15 protein-coding genes are annotated in these 25,121 nt (G+C 35.3%); 2 read left to right on the top strand and 13 right to left on the bottom strand.

The window, feature by feature from the left end:
• Positions 1–65: 65 nt before the first annotated feature.
• Both HN014_RS05375 and HN014_RS05370 read right to left on the bottom strand, forming a co-directional pair.
• Positions 66–3,305: a TonB-dependent receptor gene (locus HN014_RS05375; RefSeq protein WP_176027861.1), complete on the bottom strand. Its 3,240-nt coding sequence runs from the start codon at positions 3,303–3,305 to the stop codon at positions 66–68.
• 79 nt (positions 3,306–3,384) lie between these two features.
• The gene (locus HN014_RS05370) at positions 3,385–4,560 is read right to left on the bottom strand and encodes a FecR family protein (protein WP_176027860.1); all 1,176 of its coding nucleotides are present in this window, start codon (positions 4,558–4,560) and stop codon (positions 3,385–3,387) included.
• Between the two features lie 89 nt (positions 4,561–4,649).
• Between HN014_RS05370 and HN014_RS05365 the strand changes: the two genes are divergently transcribed.
• Complete coding sequence (locus HN014_RS05365) at positions 4,650–5,210, top strand: RNA polymerase sigma factor (protein ID WP_176027859.1); 561 nt, start codon at positions 4,650–4,652, stop codon at positions 5,208–5,210.
• Positions 5,211–5,305: 95 nt separating this feature from the next.
• Here the strand turns inward: HN014_RS05365 and HN014_RS05360 are convergent, their stop codons facing one another.
• From HN014_RS05360 to acs, 7 genes are all read right to left on the bottom strand, one after another.
• Positions 5,306–5,920: a hypothetical protein gene (locus tag HN014_RS05360; RefSeq protein WP_176027858.1), complete on the bottom strand. Its 615-nt coding sequence runs from the start codon at positions 5,918–5,920 to the stop codon at positions 5,306–5,308.
• 371 nt (positions 5,921–6,291) lie between these two features.
• Positions 6,292–7,431 carry a hypothetical protein gene (locus HN014_RS05355; protein ID WP_176027857.1) on the bottom strand — a complete coding sequence of 380 codons (1,140 nt, stop codon included), beginning with the start codon at positions 7,429–7,431 and terminating at the stop codon, positions 6,292–6,294.
• A gap of 116 nt (positions 7,432–7,547) precedes the next feature.
• Positions 7,548–9,479 carry a tetratricopeptide repeat protein gene (locus tag HN014_RS05350; protein ID WP_176027856.1) on the bottom strand — a complete coding sequence of 644 codons (1,932 nt, stop codon included), beginning with the start codon at positions 9,477–9,479 and terminating at the stop codon, positions 7,548–7,550.
• A 5-nt stretch (positions 9,480–9,484) separates the two neighbouring features.
• Positions 9,485–10,210 carry a LytTR family DNA-binding domain-containing protein gene (locus HN014_RS05345; RefSeq protein WP_176027855.1) on the bottom strand — a complete coding sequence of 242 codons (726 nt, stop codon included), beginning with the start codon at positions 10,208–10,210 and terminating at the stop codon, positions 9,485–9,487.
• Between the two features lie 184 nt (positions 10,211–10,394).
• Complete coding sequence (locus HN014_RS05340; protein ID WP_176027854.1) at positions 10,395–10,949, bottom strand: hypothetical protein; 555 nt, start codon at positions 10,947–10,949, stop codon at positions 10,395–10,397.
• A gap of 114 nt (positions 10,950–11,063) precedes the next feature.
• Positions 11,064–12,095 carry a M12 family metallopeptidase gene (locus HN014_RS05335; protein ID WP_176027853.1) on the bottom strand — a complete coding sequence of 344 codons (1,032 nt, stop codon included), beginning with the start codon at positions 12,093–12,095 and terminating at the stop codon, positions 11,064–11,066.
• Between the two features lie 91 nt (positions 12,096–12,186).
• The gene (gene acs, locus HN014_RS05330; RefSeq protein ID WP_176027852.1) at positions 12,187–14,100 is read right to left on the bottom strand and encodes an acetate--CoA ligase; all 1,914 of its coding nucleotides are present in this window, start codon (positions 14,098–14,100) and stop codon (positions 12,187–12,189) included.
• Between the two features lie 533 nt (positions 14,101–14,633).
• On the opposite strand from acs, the gene HN014_RS05325 reads away from it, so the two are divergent.
• Positions 14,634–17,927, top strand: a complete 3,294-nt coding sequence (locus tag HN014_RS05325) for an FG-GAP-like repeat-containing protein (protein ID WP_176027851.1) — start codon at positions 14,634–14,636, stop codon at positions 17,925–17,927.
• A gap of 143 nt (positions 17,928–18,070) precedes the next feature.
• On the opposite strand, the gene HN014_RS05320 is transcribed toward HN014_RS05325, so the two are convergent.
• The 4 genes from HN014_RS05320 to nagB form a co-directional block, all read right to left on the bottom strand.
• Entirely contained in the window at positions 18,071–19,798 is a 1,728-nt protein-coding gene (locus HN014_RS05320; RefSeq protein ID WP_176027850.1) for an FN3 associated domain-containing protein, read from the bottom strand.
• A gap of 136 nt (positions 19,799–19,934) precedes the next feature.
• Complete coding sequence (locus tag HN014_RS05315; RefSeq protein ID WP_176027849.1) at positions 19,935–22,244, bottom strand: family 20 glycosylhydrolase; 2,310 nt, start codon at positions 22,242–22,244, stop codon at positions 19,935–19,937.
• A gap of 73 nt (positions 22,245–22,317) precedes the next feature.
• Positions 22,318–23,019: a LacI family DNA-binding transcriptional regulator gene (locus tag HN014_RS05310; RefSeq protein WP_176027848.1), complete on the bottom strand. Its 702-nt coding sequence runs from the start codon at positions 23,017–23,019 to the stop codon at positions 22,318–22,320.
• A gap of 122 nt (positions 23,020–23,141) precedes the next feature.
• Positions 23,142–25,058: a glucosamine-6-phosphate deaminase gene (nagB, locus tag HN014_RS05305; protein WP_176027847.1), complete on the bottom strand. Its 1,917-nt coding sequence runs from the start codon at positions 25,056–25,058 to the stop codon at positions 23,142–23,144.
• Positions 25,059–25,121 lie beyond the last annotated feature (63 nt).

The raw sequence follows: 25,121 nt of genomic DNA, 5'->3' as shown, positions 1-25,121 counted from the left end.
GAGGTAAACAAGCAAGGATATACCAGTAACCTCGCCTGTTTACCATAAGAACAAAAGGGGTTTTTTTATAAGTTAAAATTTAAACGAGCAAAAAGGAATCGACCAGAGTACCCGAATTGAGAAGTTCTTCTCGAATATACAAACTGATCCCCTGCAGTTCCTTCTGCTCTATTCTCATCAGGATATACATCTAATAAATTATTGGCACCTATTGTTATTTGTAGGTTTTTCAAAATAGAGGTTGATATTGATAAATCTGTTACAATTTTACTTCCATATATGGCATCATCACTTACGGTTGTTCCCTCTACTCGCAGGTCGCCATTAAAATCATCAGGATCTGTCACTTCTCCAAAGAATACATTTCTTAGAAGGAAATCCCAATTTCCTATAGATAGACTGTTTGTGAGGTTTACCTTTGCTCTCGGTTGAGCAAGGGTTAAGAAGGCTTCTTCTTGTCCATCAAAAAAACTACCACTCAATCCCGCATTTGCAATTTTTTCAGGAACTCTGATTTCTTCGACTTCTGTTTTAGAGAAAGTAGCAGACAAGTCATTTTTTAAGGTTACTTCATCTCCCAGAGATGCTTTATGAGAAATAACAACATCAAACCCTTGAGATTTAGTGTCAATGGCATTAACGAAAAAACGAGCACTCGTTGCTCCGGCAGTCTGAAATACCTGAGTTAGTTCAGGGTCTCCTCCGTTCCCAAAGCTTCCACTATAAATAATACGATCATCAATAGTAATCAGATATGCATCTGCTGTAATGGTAAGGTTTTTAATTTTGGCAGTAAGACCAGCGCTAAAGCTATTAGAAGTTTCTTCTTTTAGTTTTGCAATACCGATAAGGGACGCTGCTCGGCTATCATTCGTGAATGTTCCTTGTTCAAAAGGTTGATTGTCTACAAATACGGTACTGGTTCTGCTAAAAAACTGCTGATGTAGAGAAGGTGCTCTAAATCCCGTACTATTGGCTGCACGGATCGAGAAGTCTTCTGATAATTTATAGCGAGTTGCTACTTTATAATTAAATGTATCTCCAAAATCAGAGAAGTTTTCATAACGCCCAGCAACACTAAAGAGCCATTTATCTGTGAAATCAGCTTCTATATCAATATACCCAGCAATACTGTTTCTGAATTTATCAGTTTCATTATTAGGATCATATCCTCTAAAAACCTGTGATCCTCCTCCAAGAACGGACCCTGTAAAATTGTTACGAACAAGTAATCCGTCTGGGGTAGCACTATTTACAGGGTTTCCGTTAATATCATAACTGGTATAAGAGGCCTCTTCTCCTGCACTAATAGCATAGTTTTCTACCTTGAATTCAGCTCCCATCGCAATGTTTAACCCACTAAAAATGTCTTCATGAAATTTATTAGTGTCAAGGTTGGTTGTATTCTGCATAAATTTTAGTGCCCCTGCATCAAAGGTTCTGGGGGTTGCAACGCCCAGAGTTCCATTACTGGAGTTACTCACTGTTATGTCAAAGGTGTTTATTCCATAAGTATTCGAAAAATCAATATTCCAATCATTGATTTTTCCTTTGATTCCTGTGGCTAAGGATTTATCAATGATATCCGTACCTATATTAGGCAAAAAACCATTAGGGAATGCAGGTGTATTTGCTCTGCCATCTGCTTGAGCTGGTCTTCTGTAAAATCCGGCAGCCAATCCCTGACGATAACTAATACCACCAAAACTATAGACAGTGGCATTCTCTCCAACAGGAATTTCCATATTAGCGAAGAATTTACCCTCTCTTAGCTTAGAAGTACCTACTTTAAATCTAAAATCAGAACGACTCAGTCCTCTCGCAGCTAGTTCATCTTCATCAGCATCAAAATTTAATAGTTCTCTAAGCGAGGTAATATCGTCTTCATTGGTAAGGTCTAAGGCGGCAATCTGATCTTTTGTATCCTGATTTAGGTAGCTCAGCTCCTGAGAAGCAGTTTGATAGTCAGTCAATGTCATTGCTGCTACGATTCCTCCATTAGCAGCGAATACCCTTTCAGCACCGTGATATCCTCTGAAGATACCTCCCTGATAGTCTTTATTTCTTAAAGCAGGTTCTCTGGAGGATAGTGAACCGGAGAAATTGATATACCCCCCATTGTCCCCGATAGCTAATCCATAATTGGCTTCAATTTTCACCTTTTCTCCATCACTACCTCCTTCAAACTGGTTTGCGTTCTTACTAAAGTTTGCTCCGGTAGTCAAGGTAAGATCTAATTTTCCGGTATCTTTTTTTAGTACCAAATTAATAACTCCAGCGATAGCATCCGATCCATATTGTGCAGCAGCGCCATCTCTCAATACTTCAATTCGTTGTATCGCAGATGTAGGAATTGCATTCATGTCAGTCCCAACGCTACCAGCTCCTACAGTTCCATTAACATTAATCAGTGAAGAATTGTGCCTTCTTTTTCCATTGATTAAGACCAGTACCTGATCCGGACCAAGTCCCCGTAAGGATGCAGGGTCGATATGATCGGTTCCGTCGGAGACCGTCTGTGTTTGTGAGGTGAAAGAAGGAGCAACATAATTGAGTATTTCATTTACAGAGGTTTGAGGTCCTTGAGAGGCTATTTCTGTCACATCAATGACGTCAATTGCTACAGCTGTTTCTGTAGCTGTCCTGCTGGGGTTTCTGGATCCTACAATAACAACATCATCTAATTGAGCAGAAGCATCTTTTAATACGATATTGATAAAATCTTTTCCCTGGATGTCTACCTCGGTAGTTTCGAATCCTATAAAAGAAATAACTAATGTGGTGTGTTCTTCTGATATATTGATAGAAAAATTGCCATCAAAATCTGTTTGCGCACCTATGGAAGTACCTTTGACAATGATATTTGCACCAGGTAGCGGACTCCCATTTACATCCTTGACAGTTCCTTTAATTTCTCTGTAGAGTACTTCTTTTGTCTTTTTAGGTGCTTTTTTTAGTATAACCTGCTTTCCTATAATAGCATATGAGATATTCGTATCTTCAAAAAGGATGGATAGTACATTCTCCAGTGTTTCATTGTTTACATGAATAGATGTTTTTTGATCCAGATTAATCTCCTGATTCATGTAAAAGAATTTATAAGGGGCTTGGTTCCTTATTTCATGAAGGACATCACTGATTGGCGCTTTTTCAAAGTTTAATTGAATCTTACCCTGAGAAAAACCGGACGTCGCCATTATTTGAAAAACAGAAAAACAAAAAGCAATAAATGATAGCTTCATTTTAAGGATCATTGATTTATCGGTCATGAGAATACATGACCAGGGATTCCCTTTTTTTTTCATAATTTTGAAAAGTTTGATTGTTAGTACCTATTTTAATAATCAACATTCTAAAAAGGAGGTGTTGCCGCACTTCCTTTTTCTATGGATTGATTGTAATTGTATTATCTTTTATTTCATATGTAAATTCTAAAGTTTTGGAAAATGTCATAAAAATTTCTTCGATATTTTCTATGTCAAATTCACCTGTAAACCGTGTTGTGTTTAGTTTTTTATTATGACTGTGAATCGACACATTATAAGCACGTTCTATCCGTTTTGAAACTTCTGCAAAGGTTTCATTCTGAATAATAATCTTCTTACTCATCCAGGAAGTGTATACAGTAGTATTTACTTTTTTCTGATGAATCGATTGTTGTTTTTTATCAAAAACTGCTTGATAACTTGGGGTAAGAATCATTTTTTTTGCAGTATTGTTTTTCTGATGAATTGCCACAGAGCCTTCTACCAGTGTCGTTTTGATAGCTTCGTCATCCTGATAGGATGAAACATTAAATTGAGTTCCCAGCACACTGACATCGATATCTTTCGTTTTAACAATAAAAGGTTGCGCTTTGTTTTTGGTTACATCAAAAAAGGCTTCTCCTTCGAGGTATACAATTCGGTTTGTATCAGAAGGGTCAAAACTCTGAGGGAATTTTAAAGAACTGGAAGCGTTTAGCCACACTTTTGTCCCGTCTGCCAGTGTCAGTTGAAACATATTGCCCTTCGGAATAGAAATTTCCATAAAAGCAGCCTCTCTTGCGGTAGTTTTAGAAGCTAATACCAGTTGGTCCTTATTTTTTGTGCCGATTACTCCTCCTGTCTGATCGGTTAATTGGGTCTGACCTTCGAGGTCTATATAGGTTATACTCCCATCCGATTGAACAATTTTGACCTTATTATCGGAGTTGGGATATTCCGTGACGAAAGGAACTCTTTCTGAAGAGGGGAATATATCAGTATTAGTATATAAGAAATAAGCACCAAACAAGATTCCGCAAAGAAGGGCAGCAGCATATCTTATTGGATGAAAAGAGATTATTTTTTGAAGAAAAGAAGGTCTCTTTTTAGTGATAGCAGTCATAAACCTAAGATATGCCGAATTAGGGTCAACATCTTCTTTCTTTTCCTGTCTTTGATACCATTTTTTTATTTCTTCTTTGAAAAGCGTTCTGTTCCTAGCGTCATTTTGAAGCCACTGCCAGAGCATTTCCCGTTCAGAAGAAGAAATGGTGTTATTAAGGTACTTTTTTATTATCGTTAAATAATTGATCATTCTTAGGTGTATCTGTATATAAGATGCAGAAATGATAACATTCCCTTACTTTTATTTTATTTTTTTTAATTTAGCGGGGCGTACTCATCATGAAAAACAATATTACCTATACTGAAAAAGACCTTATTAAAGGCATTGTCAAAGGGGATAGAAAAAGCTATAAAATTCTCTTTGACACTTATTATATAGGATTACATCGGTATATGTTTAAGTTGTCAAATGACACAATATTGTCAGAAGATTTGATCCAAAATGTCTTTCTCAGAATATGGGAGAAGAAAGAGGAATTGAATATTACTTCTTCATTAAAAAGTTATCTTTTCAGATCCTGCCATAATGAATTCTTAATGCATTTGCGGAAACAAAAACGAGAAGGAGATGCATTAGATGCATTAAAATGGGAAATAATGTTTGAAGTTTTTTCAGAAGAAGAAACGCAGGACACCATATCGGAAGATTTGGTTAAATTAGAAAAAGTGATAGAAAAACTCCCTAAAAAGTGTAAGGAAGTTTTTAAATTAAGCCGTTTTGAACAAAAAAAACATAAAGAGATTGCGGAAATTTTAGGGATTTCTACTAAGACAGTCGAAGTACATATTACAAAGGCTATTCGATTTATAAAAACAAATGTTTCTATCTTTTTTTTGTGAAACTGTTTTTTATGAATAAATAAGGAATACTAAAAAAAGATCCTGCCCTCTGAAGAGGACAGGATGTTCTAATTATAGTTGAGTTAGTGTCCATCTTATCGCATTGCTAACCCTTTTACAGAAGTTTCAAAATCAATATTCTGGGTATTACTGACTAATAACCCCATACCTCCTGATTGAGAGGAGATTAAATATTCTGTTTGGAATTTTTGCTCTTGTTTTACAGCTTTAATATATTTTAATTTTACAATTTTAGAAGTATTCGTAAAAAAGTAACGCCCGTGAATTCTTCTATATTTAATTCGTTGTTTATTTGATTCCCTCTTTAATTCTTTATTGAGATTTGAAACGTATTTTTGAGCGATAAACTCATCAAATTCTACATAGTTTCTCGTATATACAAAAACAAAGTTTTTTGAATTATTAGGATCTATAAATAATTGATATTCTACTTTTCTGTTCTTAACTTTTTCTAATTCTTGTTTCGCCATCTTTTTGAATTTAGAAGAATCTGCAATGGACTCTATACGATTTTCGAATTCTTCTGCGGATATGAGTAAATATCCTTGGGGGAGTACAATAGTGTTTCCCTGAAAATCAATTTTTGTTTTAGTAGGAGCAGATTTTCTACCATTTTGGGACATTCCGTCTGTAGGAATATCGCAGCTGACACATAGGGAAAGGAATAGTAATGGTAACAGTTTTTTCATAATTGGGGGCGTATAAAATTAATATAATATATAGAGCCCCAATATGATTGTGTGTGATAGATTTCTTGTAAGATACTAAAAAAAACACAAAAACCATAATCATAATATGTTGTAAATGTATTGATTGGGATGTTTTTGAGAAAAAAGGAAGGAGATAAGATAAGTGAGATAGCCTTATTTTAGTAGTAAAGATAAAGGGAATAAGAGTGTTTTTTAGAATAAAAATAAATTAAGTAGTAAAAGATTATTTTTTGTAGGAAAAAAACAAAACCTTCCAATGTAAAAGGAAGGCTTTATCGAGTACCCGATCATTGATATTTGAATATTTCGAGGGAGTTTATTGTCAATTAGCAATCGTTTTATGGATTGATTTAAGGGGTTTTTATTTTGGATGAGACAGCGAGTTTTGCAGGTTCCAGTAATTCATCGATTTCTTCATGATATTCGAATCCGGGATAGATAACAGCTGTTGTGCTGTAATCCCCGGCGGGATAGTTTCTGCTATTTACTCTCACTGATACATCTGCACTTTCTCCAGGTCTCAATCCTCCACTAGGAAGCGTTCTTCTTACCGTAATAACATTTGTGGGAGTCTCAGGGGTTTGATTTTCGTAGGTGTTTGCTTTGGTATACCTGATGACATGGTTTCCTTGATTAATCCATTTAGTAACCGTAAAACTCTCTGTAGTCCCAGCAGTTGCATCTGGAGTAGTAATTGTCTCGGATTCCAGTTTTATCGGGTTTTTTATATCCACTATAACAACGGTAGTTTTGGATGCACTATGATCACTGTTTCTTGTTTCAAGAATAAATGATTTAGGATATTTAAAATCAATAGCAACTCCTTCGGCAGGATATTCTTGATCTGTCGATCCGGGAGCCTGAGAAGTATCCTGATAATAAAATAATTTTGAAGCATCGTAGCTAATAGTCGGAGTGAGACTGGTGAAATCTGTTCCTACAGGGACAAAAACATAAATTTTGTCAATTCCGCTATTGTCTTCTACTCTTTTGGCGATGTTAATATCATTTGAGAATTGTTGGTTTTTGCTTTTTTCAAAAACGAGGTCGGTTATTTTTAATGTTTCTACAGGAATATTTTTTTTGACGTACACATCGTAATGAAGTACTGCTTGTTGGTCTTTCAAAGAGGTTATCGTATATCGGTGTTTCTCATTGTTATTATAATCTCTGATATCTCCAACAGAAGGACTAATGCTGAAATTATCTTGATTAAAACCGACCGTTTTTAAGCTTAAGCTCAAAGGAGCGGTTTCTGAAACGATAATTTCAATTTTACCGGGAACAATCTCTGTATTGTTTACAATTTTAGGATCTGTAATTTGTATCGAGGAATATGAAGTTTCTTTCAGAGGGAAGTCATGGAGCATTGCCTCTTCTATTAAAAGATTTGTGTCTGTAGAAGAAGTATCGTCATTGGAATCACATCCAATTAATAAGGATATAAAAGTACAGCATAACAAGGTTGCTGATTTCTGAAAAAATCTCATATGATTATCTTTTTTGTTTTCGAGATACAAACCTAGGTAATATGCTCATGATCTCTAATTGAATTTGGTCTGTGGTTTTATTTTAAGGGTGAATGTTTTAAAAAAAAGGGTCATTGTTATTCTAAACTAAGAGGAAAAGAAAGGGTGTATGTGGTCCCCTTATCAGATGTTATACTCAGCGTTCCTTTTATTTGTTTGCTCAGTCCTTTGATAAGCTGCATTCCTAATGAGTCTTTATGCTTTGTTGGATCAAAATCTTTAGGAAATCCTATACCATTATCTTTTATTGCTAAGGTACACCCCTGATCCGATAGTGAAGCCTTAATCATAATAGCTCCATTATGAGTAGGAGGAAATGCATGTTTGATACTGTTAGAGATAATTTCATTTAGGATTAATCCGCAAGGTACCAGCGTATCTATATTTATAGGAGTGTCGACCACATCGGTGGTGATACTAATACCTTGCTCAGATAGGGCATAACTTGTTTTAAAATAAGAGGATAATCGCTCTATATAAGTTTTAAACGAAATAGAAGAAAGGTCTCCTTTTTTATACAAGTTTTCATGTATGATAACCATGGCTTCAATCTTATCCTGCACTTTTTGTAGGACCTCCTGAGGAGGTGTTTTGTTACCAAACTCATGTTGTAGATTTATTAAACTAGCTACAATCTGCAGATTGTTTTTGACTCTGTGATGCACTTCTTTTAATAAGATTTCCCGCTCTTGTAATGTGGTAGCTATTTTTTTGTTCTTCTCTTCTAATGCCTTGCTTATCTTTCTTTTATGAATATAAGCAAATATAGCAGTTGACAAAATAAATACAGATGCCAGGAGACCTATGATAAGGGTTGTTACAGCGGTTTGTTGCTGTTGGTTCTGAAGTTCTTTTATCTGTAATGAGTTGGTTAACAGTTGTACTTCTTTTTGTTTGTTTTCGACATCAAATTTGGTTTGAATCTGCTGGAGTTGCTTTGATTTTTCGGTAGTGAATAAGGAGTCTTTATAACGGGTATAAAGGCATAAGTAATAATATCCTTTTTCGAACTGCTTTGTTTTTTTAAAGAAGCGATGAAGTGCTTCATATGTTTTGACTAATTGAGGGGTAGAGTGAATTTTTAATGCTGTTTCCTGTGCTTTTAGGTAGTAATGCAATGCAGTTGTATTGTTTCCCAGTTTTTCATAAATGTTTCCATGATGCAGGTATTCTAATGCTATTTTTAATGAGAACCCGGCTTTTTCTCTAATTTCTAATGATTCTTGTGCATATTGTAAGGCTGGGGGGTATTCTTCTTTAGCAAGGTGGATTGCAGATAGATTTTTTAAAATATTTACAATTACCTGAATATTGTTTTCTTTTTTAGCAAGTGAGAGTGCTTCAGAAAAGGAAGCAGTCGCTTTTTCATAAGCTTCTTGCCTTAGATACATTTCTCCGATATTAGTCAGGATGTAGGATTTAAAATTGTGATCGTCGTTGTTTTTTGTCAGATCTAATGCTTGCTCAAAATATGTTTTTGCTTTTTGATTGTTTTTTAGGTGACAAGAGTGTAAGGTTCCCAGATTGTTTAAGATTCCTATTACAAGTTCATTTTTATTGTGTTTCTGGTAGATATTTAGAGCATCTAAGTAGTGTTTTAATGCTTTTTCATAATGCCCCATTCGAATATGAGTGACCCCTATATTTTGAAAACTTTTGGCAATACCAAGTTCATAATTTAACGCTTGAGCAACTTCCAATGTCTTATTGTAATAGCGTAAAGCTTGTTGAGGATTTCCTTGTTCGTTAGCAATCTTTCCTAATAATAAATAAAAGAAGCCAGCATCCTTAGAAATAGAGTCGTTGACCAGCGCCAGCCCCTGGCGGGCATAGTCAAAAGCCTTTTCCAGTTTGATCTCACTGTATTTTATCGTCAGTTTTTTATACAGCCCTATTTTTTCTGCTTGAGAAGCTTTTGGTAATTGTAATTCCAGGCTATCTGCTTGACTGATACTAGTCAAGGGAATGAAAAAGAAAAGGAATAAGCAAATGAAAAGAGATAATTTCATATGAACTATAGTATATCCAGGGCGTTAAATAATTCTTTTCTGTATGCTTTGCTAAAGGGAATTTGTTCATTGCCTATGATTACAAATCTATTTTCAATAGCGTCAATTTTAGATAAAGCGATAATATAAGACCGATGAATTCTCAGGAATTTGTCTTTTGGGATTTTTTCATAGAACTCTTTCAGAAACATATTTACCATTACTTTTTTGTCTTGTGTGACAATACGTGTATAGTTATCCATTGCTTCTATCCATAAAATCTCATGAATTGAAACACGGACTAATTTTGATCTATCTTTTATGAATAAGGTATTTGTTTGCTTTTGTTTTATAGGTGTATTGATGGCTGCGTTTTGTTCTTGTTGTTTTTGTACAGCAATCTGAATGGCATAAGATAATTCCTGAATTTTGAATGGTTTTAGTAAAAAACCAAAGGGGTTGGTTTCCAACGCTTCTTTAAATGTGCGTTCATCTCCGTTTGCTGTAAGAAATATAATGGGGGTTTTATTCTTCTGATAAATAGCTTCAGCTGTTTGTATACCGTTCTTATCTCCACTAATATTAATGTCCATGATAATGATATCTGGACTGTTCTCAGTAATACTTTCTATGGTATCAGTATAATTGTCACAGATATCAGTAATCTCGTATCCTAACTTTTGAAGACGAAGTTTGATGTCCAAAGCAACAGGAAATTCATCTTCTACAAGGAGTATTTTGGTGTTTTTCATGGGGCAGGGTTCGGAATAAACACGATTAAATCGTACGCAATATTAGTAAGTTGTACGATGGTATGGAAAGAAAAACAGTTGTATTAATGTTAAAGTATATGCATAAGCAAGAAATATGAGCTTTACAGCGCTCATACTTCTCTGTTGATTAACAAGAAAGAACTTATAATATTTTAAATAGTAATTATTCTATATCGGACTCCCGGATATCTTTGGAATCCCTTAGAAGTTCTTTTTCTATATTGTCGGGAATAGCAAGTGATAATTCGTTCAGCTGAATGACCAGACTATTATAGGCAATCACCAGTTTTTTTTTGGCTTCCAAAAGTTTTTCAGGAACAGGTTTTTTGCGGTTTTTAAGCTCATTTAAAAGACCGGACTCAGTAGATAAAACAACCATCCGGGAAGAGATAGGATTAACTTTTAATTCTTTTGTCAGGTTTTCGTTAAATGTATCAATTAATAAATCAATACTATCTGCATACTTTTTAGTGTAATAAGCATTTGAATTGTTCAGGGAACGGATCAGCTTTCTTAAGTTGTCAAAATCTTTATAGCTTTCCAGATCTTTTTCTGCCTGTGGAGAAAGCTTAAGAATCTTAATCTTGTTTTTCTCTTTTGCCAGACTATCAAGCACGATAGTTTCTTCAGTTTCTATACCAGTGTTACTTTGTTCTTGTTTGCAACCTATAAAGCATAGTATACTGATGATAAATATTGTGGAGAACGATCTAATCATAAAGAATTGAATTATTGTTCAAAAGTAAACTATTTCTCTTGTTTCAAAAAATAAAAGGTCACCAATAACGATGACCTCTTTTGTGCGGTTACTTATGAATCAAAGATTACATTTTTATGCATATCTCCAGGCTCCATTGACATAAACAACTTGTCTCCATCCATTTCTGGAGCTGTAGTAATACCATTTGTCATTGTATCGATATACTCGTAATCCATGTACGGTATAATACTGACCGTTTACATATACAGGACCTCCTCCGCCATCACCGGGATACATTTTATTGATTCCTTTTAGATCATCAGCAGACAAAGCATTTCGTTGAGCGCGGTAACTACCTCCATCTTTTTTGACAATAGTAGGTTGCCCATTTTTAGAAAAGGCTGTAGGACCGTACATCATAATAGAACCAAAATCTAGAGAAGTCGTGTATTCATCACCATCTCTTCCTCTTTCTGCATATGTTTGGAAGTTGTGCTGTTTTCCTGACTCGATGTTATTAAAATTGATTGTTAGAAAACGATCCCTATCAGTTCTGCTTTGCTCGTGCCATAACCCTATGGCATGTCCAATTTCGTGAATGGTATTTCCTGTACTACATCTGGTAGATAAGTTGATGTTTTGTCTTCCTCCTACCATTCCCACGCTAGAAGAACACCCATTTCCAGATCTAAAATAGATATAGTTAGGTTGATTTGTTCTTTTTACGAACTTTAGATTTGTTCTTGTTTCCCAATGATTAATTGCATCAGTAACTCTACTTTGATTAGGAAGGCTGCTTTGAACGGTGTAATAAACGGTATTATTTGGCCATCTTCCAGAAGTTCTTCCTACGCTTTTTGTTAGAGGAACAGGCGCTCCTTGTTCGATTACATAATGCGTATCATTTTTGTAGATATCCTTTTCACTAAGGATGATATCTCCTTCAAAAATGTGATCTCCGTTAATAGTTTCATAAGCAACTTTCATCCCTTCGTAGTACCCTTCGTTTACCATTCCGTTTTGGCTGAAATACGCTTTTTCGGTAAGGTCTGTGGCAGCAGTTTCGGAATCGATTAGCTGTGGTGTTTGGCTTTGTTCATCTTCAGAACAAGCCACTACTGCTAGGGCGGTTCCTAGCAGTAGCAATGACTGTTTAAATTTCATGAGTTTGTGTTTTAGTTCATTTTTTTAAACCACAAACTATGTTATTTATTGTTCTGAGCTATATAAAAACAATAAGAGAGTTACTGTGATACTACAGTGCATTTTCCATAATCTCTTGTACCACATCAGGATTTAAAAGTGTCGAGGTATCTCCTAAATTAGAGGTGTCATGAGAGGCAATTTTTCTCAAAATACGTCTCATTATTTTTCCACTTCTCGTTTTAGGGAGTCCATTGACAAATTGTATCTTATCTGGTTTAGCAATAGGTCCGATAGTATTGGACACCGTATTTCTAATTTCTGCAATTAGTGCATCGCTAGGTTGTATGTCATTGTATAGCGTAACATATGTATACAATGCATTTCCTTTTATATCGTGAGGGAATCCTACTACGGCACTTTCTACAACACTTTCATGTTCATTAATTGCGTTTTCGATAGGTGCTGTACCAAGATTATGCCCTGAAACAATTACAATATCATCTACTCTACCAGTAATTCTATAATTTCCGGAGGCATCTCTATAGGCTCCGTCACCTGTAAAATATTTGTTTTCAAAAGTCGAAAAGTACACTTCTTTATAACGTTGGTGATTTCCATAAATGGTACGTGCCATAGATGGCCATGGAAACTTGATTGATAAACGACCTTCTGCTTGTTTTGAGTTAAAAGCAATTTCGTTCCCTTGCTCATCGATTAATGCAGGTTGTACACCAGGTAAGGGTAATGTCGCAAAAGTAGGTCTGGTTGGTGTTATTCCGGCCATTGGAGAAATCATGATTCCTCCGGTTTCCGTTTGCCACCAGGTATCAACAATAGGACATTTTGTTTTTCCGATATTGTCATTGTACCAGTGCCAGGCTTCTTCGTTGATAGGTTCCCCTACGGACCCTAGTACTTTAAGGGAAGAAAGGTTGTGTTTATTGACCAATTCAAGAGGTTGTTTAGCCAGCGCTCTGATAGCAGTAGGTGCAGTATAAAAATGAGTGACATCTAATTTATCACAGATTTCCCAGAACCTTCCATAATCCGGATAACTCGGAACACCTTCAAACATTACAGTTGTAACCCCTGAAGCCAGTGGACCATAGATAATGTAGCTATGACCGGTAATCCAGCCAATATCGGCAGTACACCAATATACATCGTTTTCTTCCATTTGGAATACATTCTGGAATGTAAAGGTGGTACCAACCATATACCCTCCAATCGTGTGTACCATACCTTTAGGCTTTCCGGTAGAACCAGAAGTATATAAGATAAATAACATGTCTTCTGCATCCATAACTTCTGCTTCACAAGTAGTTTCTGCTCTTTGAAGTTCATCAAACCAGAACTTGTCTCGACCAGGAGTCATAGGAGTAGGTTCTACAGTTCTTCTGTATACAATAACGGTTTCTATGGAAGGGGTGTCCTTTAATGCTTCATCACACATTCCTTTTAGATTTACACGTTTTGACCCGCGATATACCTCATTAGCAGTAATTAACATCTTGCATTGAGAATCATTGATTCGGCTGGCAATTGCGGCACTGGAAAACCCAGCAAATACAATAGAATGAACTGCTCCAATTCTCGCACAAGCAAGCATCGCGATAGCAAGTTCAGGAATCATAGGCATGTATAGACAGACTCTGTCTCCTTTTTTGATTCCATTATTTTTTAGCACATTAGCAAAGTGACAGACTTTTACATAAAGCTGTCTGTAGGTTATATGTCTGGACTCTTCATCAGGATCATTGGGTTCCCAGATGATAGCAGTCTTATTTCCAATAGTTTCTAGATGGCGATCTAAGCAATTTTCAGTGATATTTAACTGACCTCCCTGGAACCACTTCACTTCTGGAGATGTAAAATCCCACTCGAGTGTTTTGTCCCATTTTTTTTGCCAATAAAATGTGTCAGCAACCGATTCCCAGAATTTTTCCGGTTGCTCTACGCTCTCGCGATATGCTTCTTTATAATCGGCGAAGGATTTTATTTTTAAATTATCATTAAACTCCATTGGATTAGGTTTTATTACTAAAAAATTAACGAATATCTTGAAAGATATAAATTAGAGTTTGAAAATGATTAATTATTAGATGTATGACATTCAATTTTATATCAACAACATCATATGCTCGAGATTGTGGTTTTTTGATAAATGAAATCAGGAGAATACTTATTGGAGATATGTGTTTTTCTTTCCAGGGCAAAGGGATTTTATTTTATAGAATACGGTTTTAGTATTTTTTATCGAATGTTGTTATTTTTTGAAAAATTCGTGATTAGAAGGTGAAAAACAAGATGTTTTTTGTAGAAAGTAAAATTGTGAAGTTGTTCATGACGAATGATTGGAAGTAAGTTAAATTATAAGTATTTTGCTGAAATCAAAATTGTCTTCTTTGGTCTGTGAAATCAAAATATATAAGAATATTATTTGCTTGTTTTATGTGAGGAAGAAGAAAAAACACATAGGTGGAATGAGTCATAATTATTCAGTTGATATTGATCGAATGATCTAGGCAAATTCTAAAAATCAATAAAAATAAACAGATGAAATATTGGGCGTTCTTCGCTTTGGTTGCTCTTATAGGGTGTTCCAAAGAAAAAGAAAAGGAAACAAAACCAATCTCAGAAAAAGAAAATAAAGAAGTAGTTAGAGAAACCCTTTTCAAGGAGATTTCCCCGGAGCATAGTCATGTTACGTTTAAGAACACTGTAACAGAAAATTTATACTTCAATTTTTTGAACTATTCTTATATCTACAATGGTGGTGGGGTTGCAGTAGGGGATATTGATAATGATGGTCTGGAAGATGTGTATTTAACATCTAATCAGCAAAGCAATAAATTATATCTGAATAAAGGAGGTTTTGTGTTTGAGGATATTACCCGGAAAGCAGGTGTCGAAGATGATAAGGGGTGGACTACAGGAGTTTCTATGATAGATATAAATGCTGATGGCTGGCTGGATATATATGTATGCAAATCAGGAGATCTCAAAAATGAAGGGCTTAGAAATAACCTGTTATTTATGAATCAAAAAGATGGGACCTTCAAAGAAGAAGCAAAAAAATATGGATTGGATTCGAATGCATTTTCTGTACAAGCATACTATTTTGATTATGATAAGGATGGAGACTTAGATGTTTATTTAGTAAATCACAGACCAGATTTTAATAACAATGTTACCATCGATCCCCGAATACAGCAAGATATTCGACCAGAAAGTACTGATCAGCTTTTTGAAAATCAGAAAGGAGTTTTTGTAGATGTTTCCAAAAAAGCAGGTATCCTTAACAAAGCTTGGGGATTAAGTGCCTCTATTGGAGATTTTAATAATGATGGTTGGATAGATGTTTTTGTTGCTAATGATTTTTTAGAGCCGGATTTTTTGTATATCAATAATGGAGATGGAACTTTTTCAAATAAAAACCTAACGCATTTTGACCATATTTCAGCCAATAGCATGGGATCCGATTATGCCGATATTAATAATGATCAATTGCCTGATTTAATAGTGTTGGATATGTTGGCAGATGATTACCAAAGAAGCAAAGAGAATATGGCAACCATGAGTACTGAAAACTTTAATGAACTGGTAGCAGCTGGGTATCATCATCAGTATATGTCTAATATGCTTCAATTAAATGAAGGAAAAGGAATATTTAGTGAAATAGGTCAATTATCAGGGATTACTAAAACAGATTGGAGTTGGGCTCCGTTGTTAGCAGATTTTGATAATGATGGATTCAATGATTTATTTGTAACAAACGGAATAGAGCATGATTTGTCCAATCAGGATTTTAGAAACAATATGAAGGCGAATATCATGCGGAGAAAAAAGGTAACTCTGGAAACGGCCATTGCTATGATGCCTTCAGCAAAGCTGAAAAATCGAATATTTAAAAATAATAGAGATTTCACATTCTCAGATAAGACCCTGGCATGGGGATTTGAAAAAGCAATAAACTCCAATGGAGCGGCTTATAGTGATTTAGATAATGATGGAGATCTGGATTTAGTAGTGAATAATCAGGGAGATATTGCTAGTATCTATAAAAATGAGCAAAAAAATCACTATGTGGGTATTGGATTAAAGGGAGCGGTGAAAAACCCAAATGGTATTGGAGCCAAAGTTACTGTATATACCAATCAGATGATACAGGAAAAAGAGGTGTATACCTCCAGAGGATATCAATCTACTGTTTCTAATCGATTGCTTTTTGGGTTAGGAGCAACAAAAACAATAGACAGTATATTGGTTCGCTGGGAAGAGGGTATAACAACGGTACTAAAAAATCAAGAAGGAGACCAATATCTTACAATAGCCTATGATGATGGAATACGGAATGGAGGAAAACAAAAGCAGGAAAAAACAGTATTTGCAGCAGTTAAAGCAATGGATTTAGGGATAGACTATGTGTATAAAGACAATACATTTGATGATTATAAGGTGCAATTGCTTTTACCTCAACAACAAAGTAAAAAAGGAGCGGCACTTGCGGTTGGGGATATTAATGGAGATGGCTTAGAAGACTTTTTTATAGGAAATGCGAAGCATGCTTCAGGGGCATTGTATATCCAGCAGAAAAATGGAACATTTGTCAGCTCTAATCAATCCTTATTTTCTGAAGATAAAGCGTATGAAGATAGTGATGCTTTGTTTTTTGATAAAGATGGGGATGGGGATTTGGATTTATATGTGGCCTCCGGGAGTTATGAGGATTCAGAAGCTAGTAAGTTTTTGCATGACAGAGTTTATGAAAATATTGGAAATGGAAAATTTAAAAGAGATTTGAATTTCCCATCTATAGCCACAGTGACAGCCACAGTGACAACTGCGGATTATGACGGAGATGGAGATTTGGATTTATTTATAGGAGGAGGAGTGATGCCGGGGAAGTATCCATTGGCAACGCCATCGTATATTCTGGAAAATCAAGAAGGAATCTTTGCAGATGTAACAAAAGAAAAAATTGAAGGAATTGAGAAATTAAGAATTGTAAGTGATGCTGTATTTTCAGATTATGACAAGGACGGAGACAAAGATTTACTGGTAGTAGGAGAATGGATGCCATTGACTGTATTTAATAATAAGAAAGGAGTGTTTACTAAAGCAGCGCTTCCAGAATTTTCGAATAAAAATGGCTGGTATTTTTCTATAGTCGCTTCAGATTATGATAAGGATGGAGATGTAGATTATCTATTGGGAAATTTGGGAACAAATAATAAATTTCGTCCTAAAAAAGAAAAACCATTTCATATTTATGCACGAGATTTTGACGGAAATAATAGTTTTGATGTCGTACTCAGTAAGGAATCTAATGGAGTCCTAGTGCCGGTTAGAGGGAAACAATGCTCCTCGGAACAAGTTCCAATGCTGACAACTAAGATTAAAACTTTTAAAGAATTTGCAAATTCATCTCTGGGGGATATCTATGGAGATAAAGATCTGGAATCTGCTACACATTACGAAGTACATGATTTTAGAACTACGATTGCTCAGAATCAGGGAGATGGAACTTTTTTATTTTCGCCCATAGCAGGCAGGGCACAATTCGGTCCTACGATGGACTTTTTAGTAGATGATTTTAATAATGATGGGTATCAGGATGTTTTTGGTATTGGAACATTATATGAAGCAGAGGTAGAAACGATTCGCTATGATGCTTCCAAAGGATATCTGATGATGGGAGAAGCTACAGGAACAAACGATAAGGTGTCTTCTGCTTTACTGGAAGATATAGAAGCAAGAAAGCTCGCTCCAATAGTAATAGGAAATGAAAAGTATATATTGATTTTAACCTTAAATAAAGGGGTTAAGGTATTGAAATACAAAAAATAAACCCTCGTGCTTTTTTTAGTTTTAAAAGCATCCAGTTAGAGTAAAGGTAACAGCGTAATGAAGTCGAATCTTACGATTTTATTACGCTTTTTTTTCGATCAGGTTGTTGCGAACAAAGTTCATTACGATTGTCAAAGGATATTTTATCGTACAATAATTTCATCTATAAAAATCCAGGTAGGTTTTCCTGCATTTTTTCGGTCTTGAGGAATTGGACGATTGATTCCTCTTATTTGCAAATATTGTGTAGAGAGATCAAGGTTTTTGATTTCTGCATAGCGAACCTTTTCTTTCCTCAGAGGAATGTCGATTGTTTTAATTTTGGTAAAATCTTTTCCATCAACAGAAGAGTATACTTCTATAGAAACTGGGGGATAAATCCAGTTACCGGGATCATTGATAAAATGAAAAGCAATTGTTTCTATTTTTTGAGGAATCGGATATGACATAGTAATATCCATATCAATTGAATCAAAACCAGCCCAGTGACCATCCGAAAAAGAAGAAGAACCAATAATTCCATCATGTAGCGCATGGATACCATTAAGAACTGTATATTTATCGGTTAGCGGGCTTTTAGAGGTTGCAATTCCTGCTAACCCTTTATGAATATTGATTTTTTTGCTTGTAATAGTTCCTTTTTCCTGTGCTCCCTCAAAAGCAAGTGCTTTAATAGTAGTTTCTTTATATATGGGTATTGGAGCAGTATATGTTTTACTGTGGGTAGAAGGAGTTGAGGAATCGGTGGTATAATGAATTGTCAGTTCCGGAAGATCACTTTTGAGCTGTATATAAGCTGTGTCTTTTGTCGGAGACAGGGAGATATCATACGTAACATCATAGAACTTTTTACTTTGTATTAATGAGGTTCCTTTTAGTAAGGGAGCGTATGTACTCACAGCGTCTTGAAAGCTCCAGGTCGTAAATAAATGACCTAGCATTTTTGGACTTTTATTTTTATAAGAATACTTGATTAGATTCTCTACAGCGTTTATTTTTTTGAAGCTACAGGGAAGAACACTAAAACCCTTGTCAATAAACATGTTGACAGAAGGGTAGGTTTCCATTGGTTCGTAATGCCAATCGCAGATAATAATATCTTTAGGGATTAAGTCTATTGCAGGAGCAGTACCGTTGAGAGAGGATTCCCAGGAACCATATTTATAGATATTGCCATCTATAAGACGATCTCCCCATATAAAAAGATCTACTTTTTTTTCCTTTGCAAAATAGTCATGAAAATCATTAACAACCTTAGCAAATACCTCTGCCGGATTTTTATCCTTGGTACTTTTGGCATGCGGAGAATCAATCAGGAATATTTCATCCATTCCCAGATGAAGCCCATCGGCATTAAAACCTTCCAGGATCTCGTCGATTAACGCGAATACAATTTGATTGACTCTCGGATTATAGGGATCCCATTCCCTACAATAAATATCTTTGTTACCTGGATATGCTCCAGGGGTTAAATCTAGTTCCGGATAGATTGTTAATAGAGAGTAAGTAGTTTCTGCCCATGATTGGTGACCAAAAGATTGAAATTGAGGAACTAATCTGATACCATTCTTATCACACTGTTCTTTGAATTTTTGAGCGCCGGATTTGGTGATAACAGAAGTAGGGTCCCTTAGTTCCGGATGCGAAGTGAAGTCGTAATGATAATCAACCTCTAAGAATAAAAGATTAACACCTAATGTTGCCAATTCAGGTAATTGTTTACTCAATTGTTCAAGTTTCTCATCAGAGGTTTGATCTAGCAGATGAATTGCTATTATTTTTTCCGAAGAAGAAGTATCAGTTGGTTGTTTCTTTTTAGAACAATGAATCATTAGAATAGCTAAGCAAAAAAAGAAGAGATTTTTTTTCATCTGTTTATTTTTATTGTTTTTTGTAATTAGCTTAGAGCTATCAGAACCATTCTTTTATTTCTAAAAAAAAGTCTGACAATTTTAAAACACGACATTTAAAAAAGTCAGACTTGATGAGTAGGGTTATTTCATTTGATTAATGAAAAATCATATTTCTGTCGACTGTGGTATATGTTGAATCACTTGCTTTTTTGTATTGTAATTTCACATCGTTCCAGTCAGATGCCCATCCTTTTACAACATTGTTTAGGTATACTATTTTTAATTTGTGCTTTCCTTTTTTCAGGATGATGTAGCCGTCTATTGGTTGATCTCCTTTCTTTACAGGTCTTTTGTTGTCAATCACTAACTGATCAGCAATCCAAACCTGATCCTGAACACTGTTGAAGATATAGGTGCCATCTTCTGGAAGGTCTATATATCCATCTAAATAAACGGCTCTAAAGTTTTCTTTTAATACATCGCTTCCCCATGCATAGGTAGTATTGGCTTGAGAAATACTATCCACTGTAGTACTTTCTATAGGAAGGTTTTTGTCAATTTCGTTAACATCTTTGAAGTGCCCTTTAATCGTGTTCATTTTTAATCCTTTTTTAGGCGAATCAACTGCTATCGGTTCGAAAGCTTGCTGCTTTTCTAGAGTGATAGTTCGTGTAGGACTCATTTTTCCATGCGGGAGTATTGACGCGATTTTAATGGTCGTATTGGTTGTAAATGTTAATGGCGCAGTATACTCTTTACTATTTTTATCAGGAGTTGTTCCATCAGTTGTATACACCATTTTTACAGGGTGAGTAGTTGTAAAGGAAATACTGGTGCTATCTGCAAACTTAATCTGATCAGTACTAGGTCCTTCAGGAAGTGGGATGTGGTAATTAATTTCATACGCATCCAGAATAGGATATAAGTGGTCTAGACGAGTTAGGAAATTTTCGAAATTCTTATTAGAAGGATCAGACCAGGTCACTTCTGCCAGTGCTATAATTCTCGGGTAAATCAGGTATTCTATTTGTGCTTCTGTACTGGCGTATTCTGTCCAGATATTTCCTTGTGCTCCAAGGATGTGTTTTCTTTTGTCCGTATCAATTTTAGAAGGGATCGGAGAGTAATTGTATGCTTTTTCTAAAGGAATATATCCTCCAAAAGCCATAGGCTCTACCTTGTAGTCTCCCTGATAGAAGTTGAAATATACAAAGGCAGCAGGTGTCATAATAACGTCGTGTCCTTCATTAGCTGCTTTGATACCACCTTCTTCTCCCTGCCAGGACATAATATTTGTGGTTGGAGTGATTCCTCCTTCAAGGATTTCATCCCATCCGATCATTTTTCGATCGTATTTTTTTAATATGTTTTCGACTTTAGCCATGAAATAACTTTGTAGTTCATGTTCATCTTTTAATCCCTCTTTTTTCATTAATTGTTGACATTCTTCTGATTTTTTCCATTGATCTTTAGGAACTTCATCTCCCCCTACATGGAAATATTCAAAAGGAAATAAGGATACCATTTCTTTTATTACATCCTCTACAAATACTAATGTCTCAGGTTTTCCTGGGCAGAGAACATTACTTTCGACTCCCCATAGTGTTCGGGTTTTATAGGTTTTATCATCACAGGCTAGTTCTGGATATGCTGCTAAAACGGCAACAGTATGTCCCGGAATGTCAAATTCAGGAACAACATCAATAAATCGCTCTTTGGCATAGGCGACAACTTCTTTTATTTGTTCTTGTGTATAAAAACCTCCATAAGTAGTACCATCTTCATTGACTCTATTGGAACTAATTTCTGTAAGTTTTGGGTATTTTTTGATTTCAATTCTCCATCCTTGATCGTCTGTAAGATGCCAGTGAAACTTGTTGATTTTGAATAACGAAAGCAAATCTAGTTGTTCTTTGATAAAATCAATGGAACTAAAGTGTCTGGAAACGTCCAAATGCATTCCTCTCCAGGAAAATGCAGGTTTATCTGTAATGGTTACTCCTGGAATTTTCCAGACTGTATTTTCTGTATTAGTGATCTCCTTAGCAGAACGAGGAATTAATTGTAGTAAACTCTGTAATCCGTAAAAAACTCCTTGAGGAGTAGCTCCTTTGATCTCTATAGTATCTTGAGAAACGTGTAGTTGATATGCTTCTGAATCTAGGCTTAGCTCAGCGTCTATAATAAGCCTGATTGTGTTTTTTTTCTGTGTGTCTTTATGAACTTCTAAAGAAAGACCTGTAAATTCTTTTAATTTCTTGGTAAAGAAATTGGCAATCGTAGTACTTTCATCACTATTGCATGAGATACTAGTGTTTTGAGATAATAAAAAGAAACCCTCGTTTTTTTCCAGCTGCAATGGGGTAGGGGTAATTCCTACATGATCATTAGAAACAATGTTTTTTGGTTTTTCTGTACAAGCGGTTAAAAGAATAAAAAAGAAGATAAAGAATTTAGAATTCATGGAGAATATAATTGGATTAGGAATATGATGTTAGAAAAACGAATGATTTATTTTGATAATGAAGCTTCTTTTTTTAACAGAGCTCTTTGCGGGAAGTTCGCTTTTGTTGTAGTATTCCTTTAGAAATAGATCGGAACATCATTGATGCTGGATTAAGGCATTTTTCAGTAGCTCCAATTGTTTTTTTATTAATTTTTTTGATCAGAGTTTTTACTGCTTCTTTACCGAGCATTTGATGAGGTAAGTTTATATCGTCGATATTATCAGCCTGGATATTTTTATCGATAAAAACTTTACTACATGGTATTTCATCAATTTTATTGAGTAATACCAAAGGGAAATTTGCTTGTGTAAGGTTCATCAGAGATACATAATTCTTTTTCTCAATAGTTTTAGGGCTCAGAGAGATGATTAGACCGTCTGTACATCCGTTGGTAAGCATTTTTATTAACGCGATTTCTCTTTCGCTACGTCCTTTGGATTGATAGATCATTAGTTTTGTCTGATTAGCCATGGTGTAATCAGCAATTTCGTCTACGAGTTCTAATGTAGAGATATTTCCCAAATCAGGAACAATTAGTCCTATAGTATTCGTCTTTTGTAGACGTAAGTTTTGCGCTATACTATTGGGTCTGTAATTATAAAGTTGAGCAATCTCTGTTACTCTTTTTTTAGTTTCTTTACTTATTTCTGTACTGTCACTAAGTGCTTTAGAAACAGTGGAAATTGAAACTCCTAATATACAAGACATCTCTTTTAAAGTGATATTCGGCATTGTTTTTTGTTTTTTGTGATAGATATATCTATTGCTTAGGAGACTTAAAAGGTATAGTCAATCTCAATTATCGAGATTGACTAACCTCTTTTTTCACTTCTTAAATTATTTGATGAGAACAATTAGAAATGGTATCTTTTAAAAGCTTCTATAGCTTCATAGTCAGCTAATCCTAGTTGATCATATAATTCGGCGGTGTTTCTGTTTCTTTCTTGAGCACGTACCCAGAATTCTCTCGCATCTTCTCCCTGGAACATCACTCTGTCTTTTTGTGATTGGTGGAACAAGATAGCATTGGTCTTTCTGTTTACTTCATCAGGGCTTAATGGTACCGCCATTTCTATTTCAGAAATATCCCATTCATGCCAAGCTCCTCTGTATAACCATACCCAACAATCTTTCATGAAAGGTTGCTTTTTTAGTAGAGGAAGCGCCTCAAAAATAGCATCTAGACATAATTTATGCGTACCATGTGGGTCTGCTAAATCTCCTGCAGCATATATTTGATGAGGTTGTACTTCGTTGATAAGGTCAATGATGATTTGGATGTCATTTTTTCCGATAGGATTCTTTTTGATTTTTCCGGTTTCATAGAATGGTAGATTCAAAAAGTGTACATTGGAATCATCTAATCCTAAATATCTGGTAGCTCCGTATGACTCCATTTGGCGAATTAATCCTTTGATTAATCGTGCTTCAGGGATGTCAATGTCTCCTTTGTTTTTAGAGTTTAAGGAATCTTTTATTGTATTAAAAATGGAAATATCTGAATCGTTTGCTAGCTTTTGTGCTACTTCAGCAAATTTTAAAGCTTCTTCATCGTTTACAGCAATATTTCCAGAGGTTTGATACGCTACGTGTACTTCGTGTCCCTGATCGATTAATCTGGAGAAAGTACCTCCCATGGAGATCACATCATCATCTGGGTGAGGACTGAAAATAAGAACTCTTTTCTTGGTAGGAAAAGCTCTTTCCGGACGATTGGTATCATCTGCATTTGGTTTTCCTCCTGGCCACCCGGTAATTGTATGTTGTAGTGTATTAAATATTTTTATATTGAGATCATATGCGGATCCTTCTAATGCAAGAAGTCCAGACATACCATGCTCGTTATAGTCTTTGTCGGTTAATTTTAATAATGGTTTTTTTACTTCCTGACTAAGCCAGGTAACAGCTTTTAGTTTTAGATCCTCTGTCCATATACATTGATCTACTAACCAAGGTGTTTTAATTCTAGTTAGTTCAGATGCAGCTTCTGCATCACAAATGATTGTGGTGTTTTTATGATCTTGAAGAAAAGTTGCGGGTATTGTAGAAGTAATATCTCCTTCGATTGTTTCCTGAAGGACAGAAGCTTTTTTATGCCCCCATGCCAAAAGGATGATACGCTTGGCATTCATTATGGTGTTAATTCCCATAGTGACTGCTTTTTTAGGTACATTTTCAATACCATTAAAATCAGAAGCAGCGTCTCTACGAGTAATGTGGTCCAATGTGATAATTCTGGTTCCTGAATTACGATGTGATCCAGGTTCGTTGAATCCGATGTGTCCAGATCGCCCAATACCTAATAGTTGAAAATCAATTCCTCCGTACTGTTTGATTTTCATCTCATAGTCAATACAATACTGATCTAATTCTTCTACGGGAATATCACCACTAGGGATATTGATATTCTCCGGATGAATATCTACATGATCGAAAAGATGTTGATGCATGAAATGATAGTAGCTTTGTTGATTTTCAATCTTCATAGGATAATACTCATCCAGATTGAAGGTCACAACATTTCTAAAACTAAGCTCACCAGATTTATGAAGCCTTACAAGCTCTTCATATACTTTAATAGGTGAGGAGCCTGTTGCCAGACCAAGAACACACTGCTCTCCATTTTCTTGTTTTTGAATGATAAGATCAGCAATCTCCTGCGCTACAATTTTTGAAGCATTAACAGAGTTTTCAAATATTTCATTGTGAATCTTTTCAAACTTAGTGTCTTCAAATTTACCAACCTGTTTGTACTTAATTTCTTTGATCATTTTTTAAGTCTATTTATAACTTATTGAGTAATTGTGATTATGATATGGGAGTTGAGTAAAAAG

Origin of the sequence: Aquimarina sp. TRL1 (assembly GCF_013365535.1) — a bacterium.
GTDB lineage: Bacteria > Bacteroidota > Bacteroidia > Flavobacteriales > Flavobacteriaceae > Aquimarina > Aquimarina hainanensis.
This window is presented reverse-complemented; position numbering and strand designations above follow the sequence as displayed.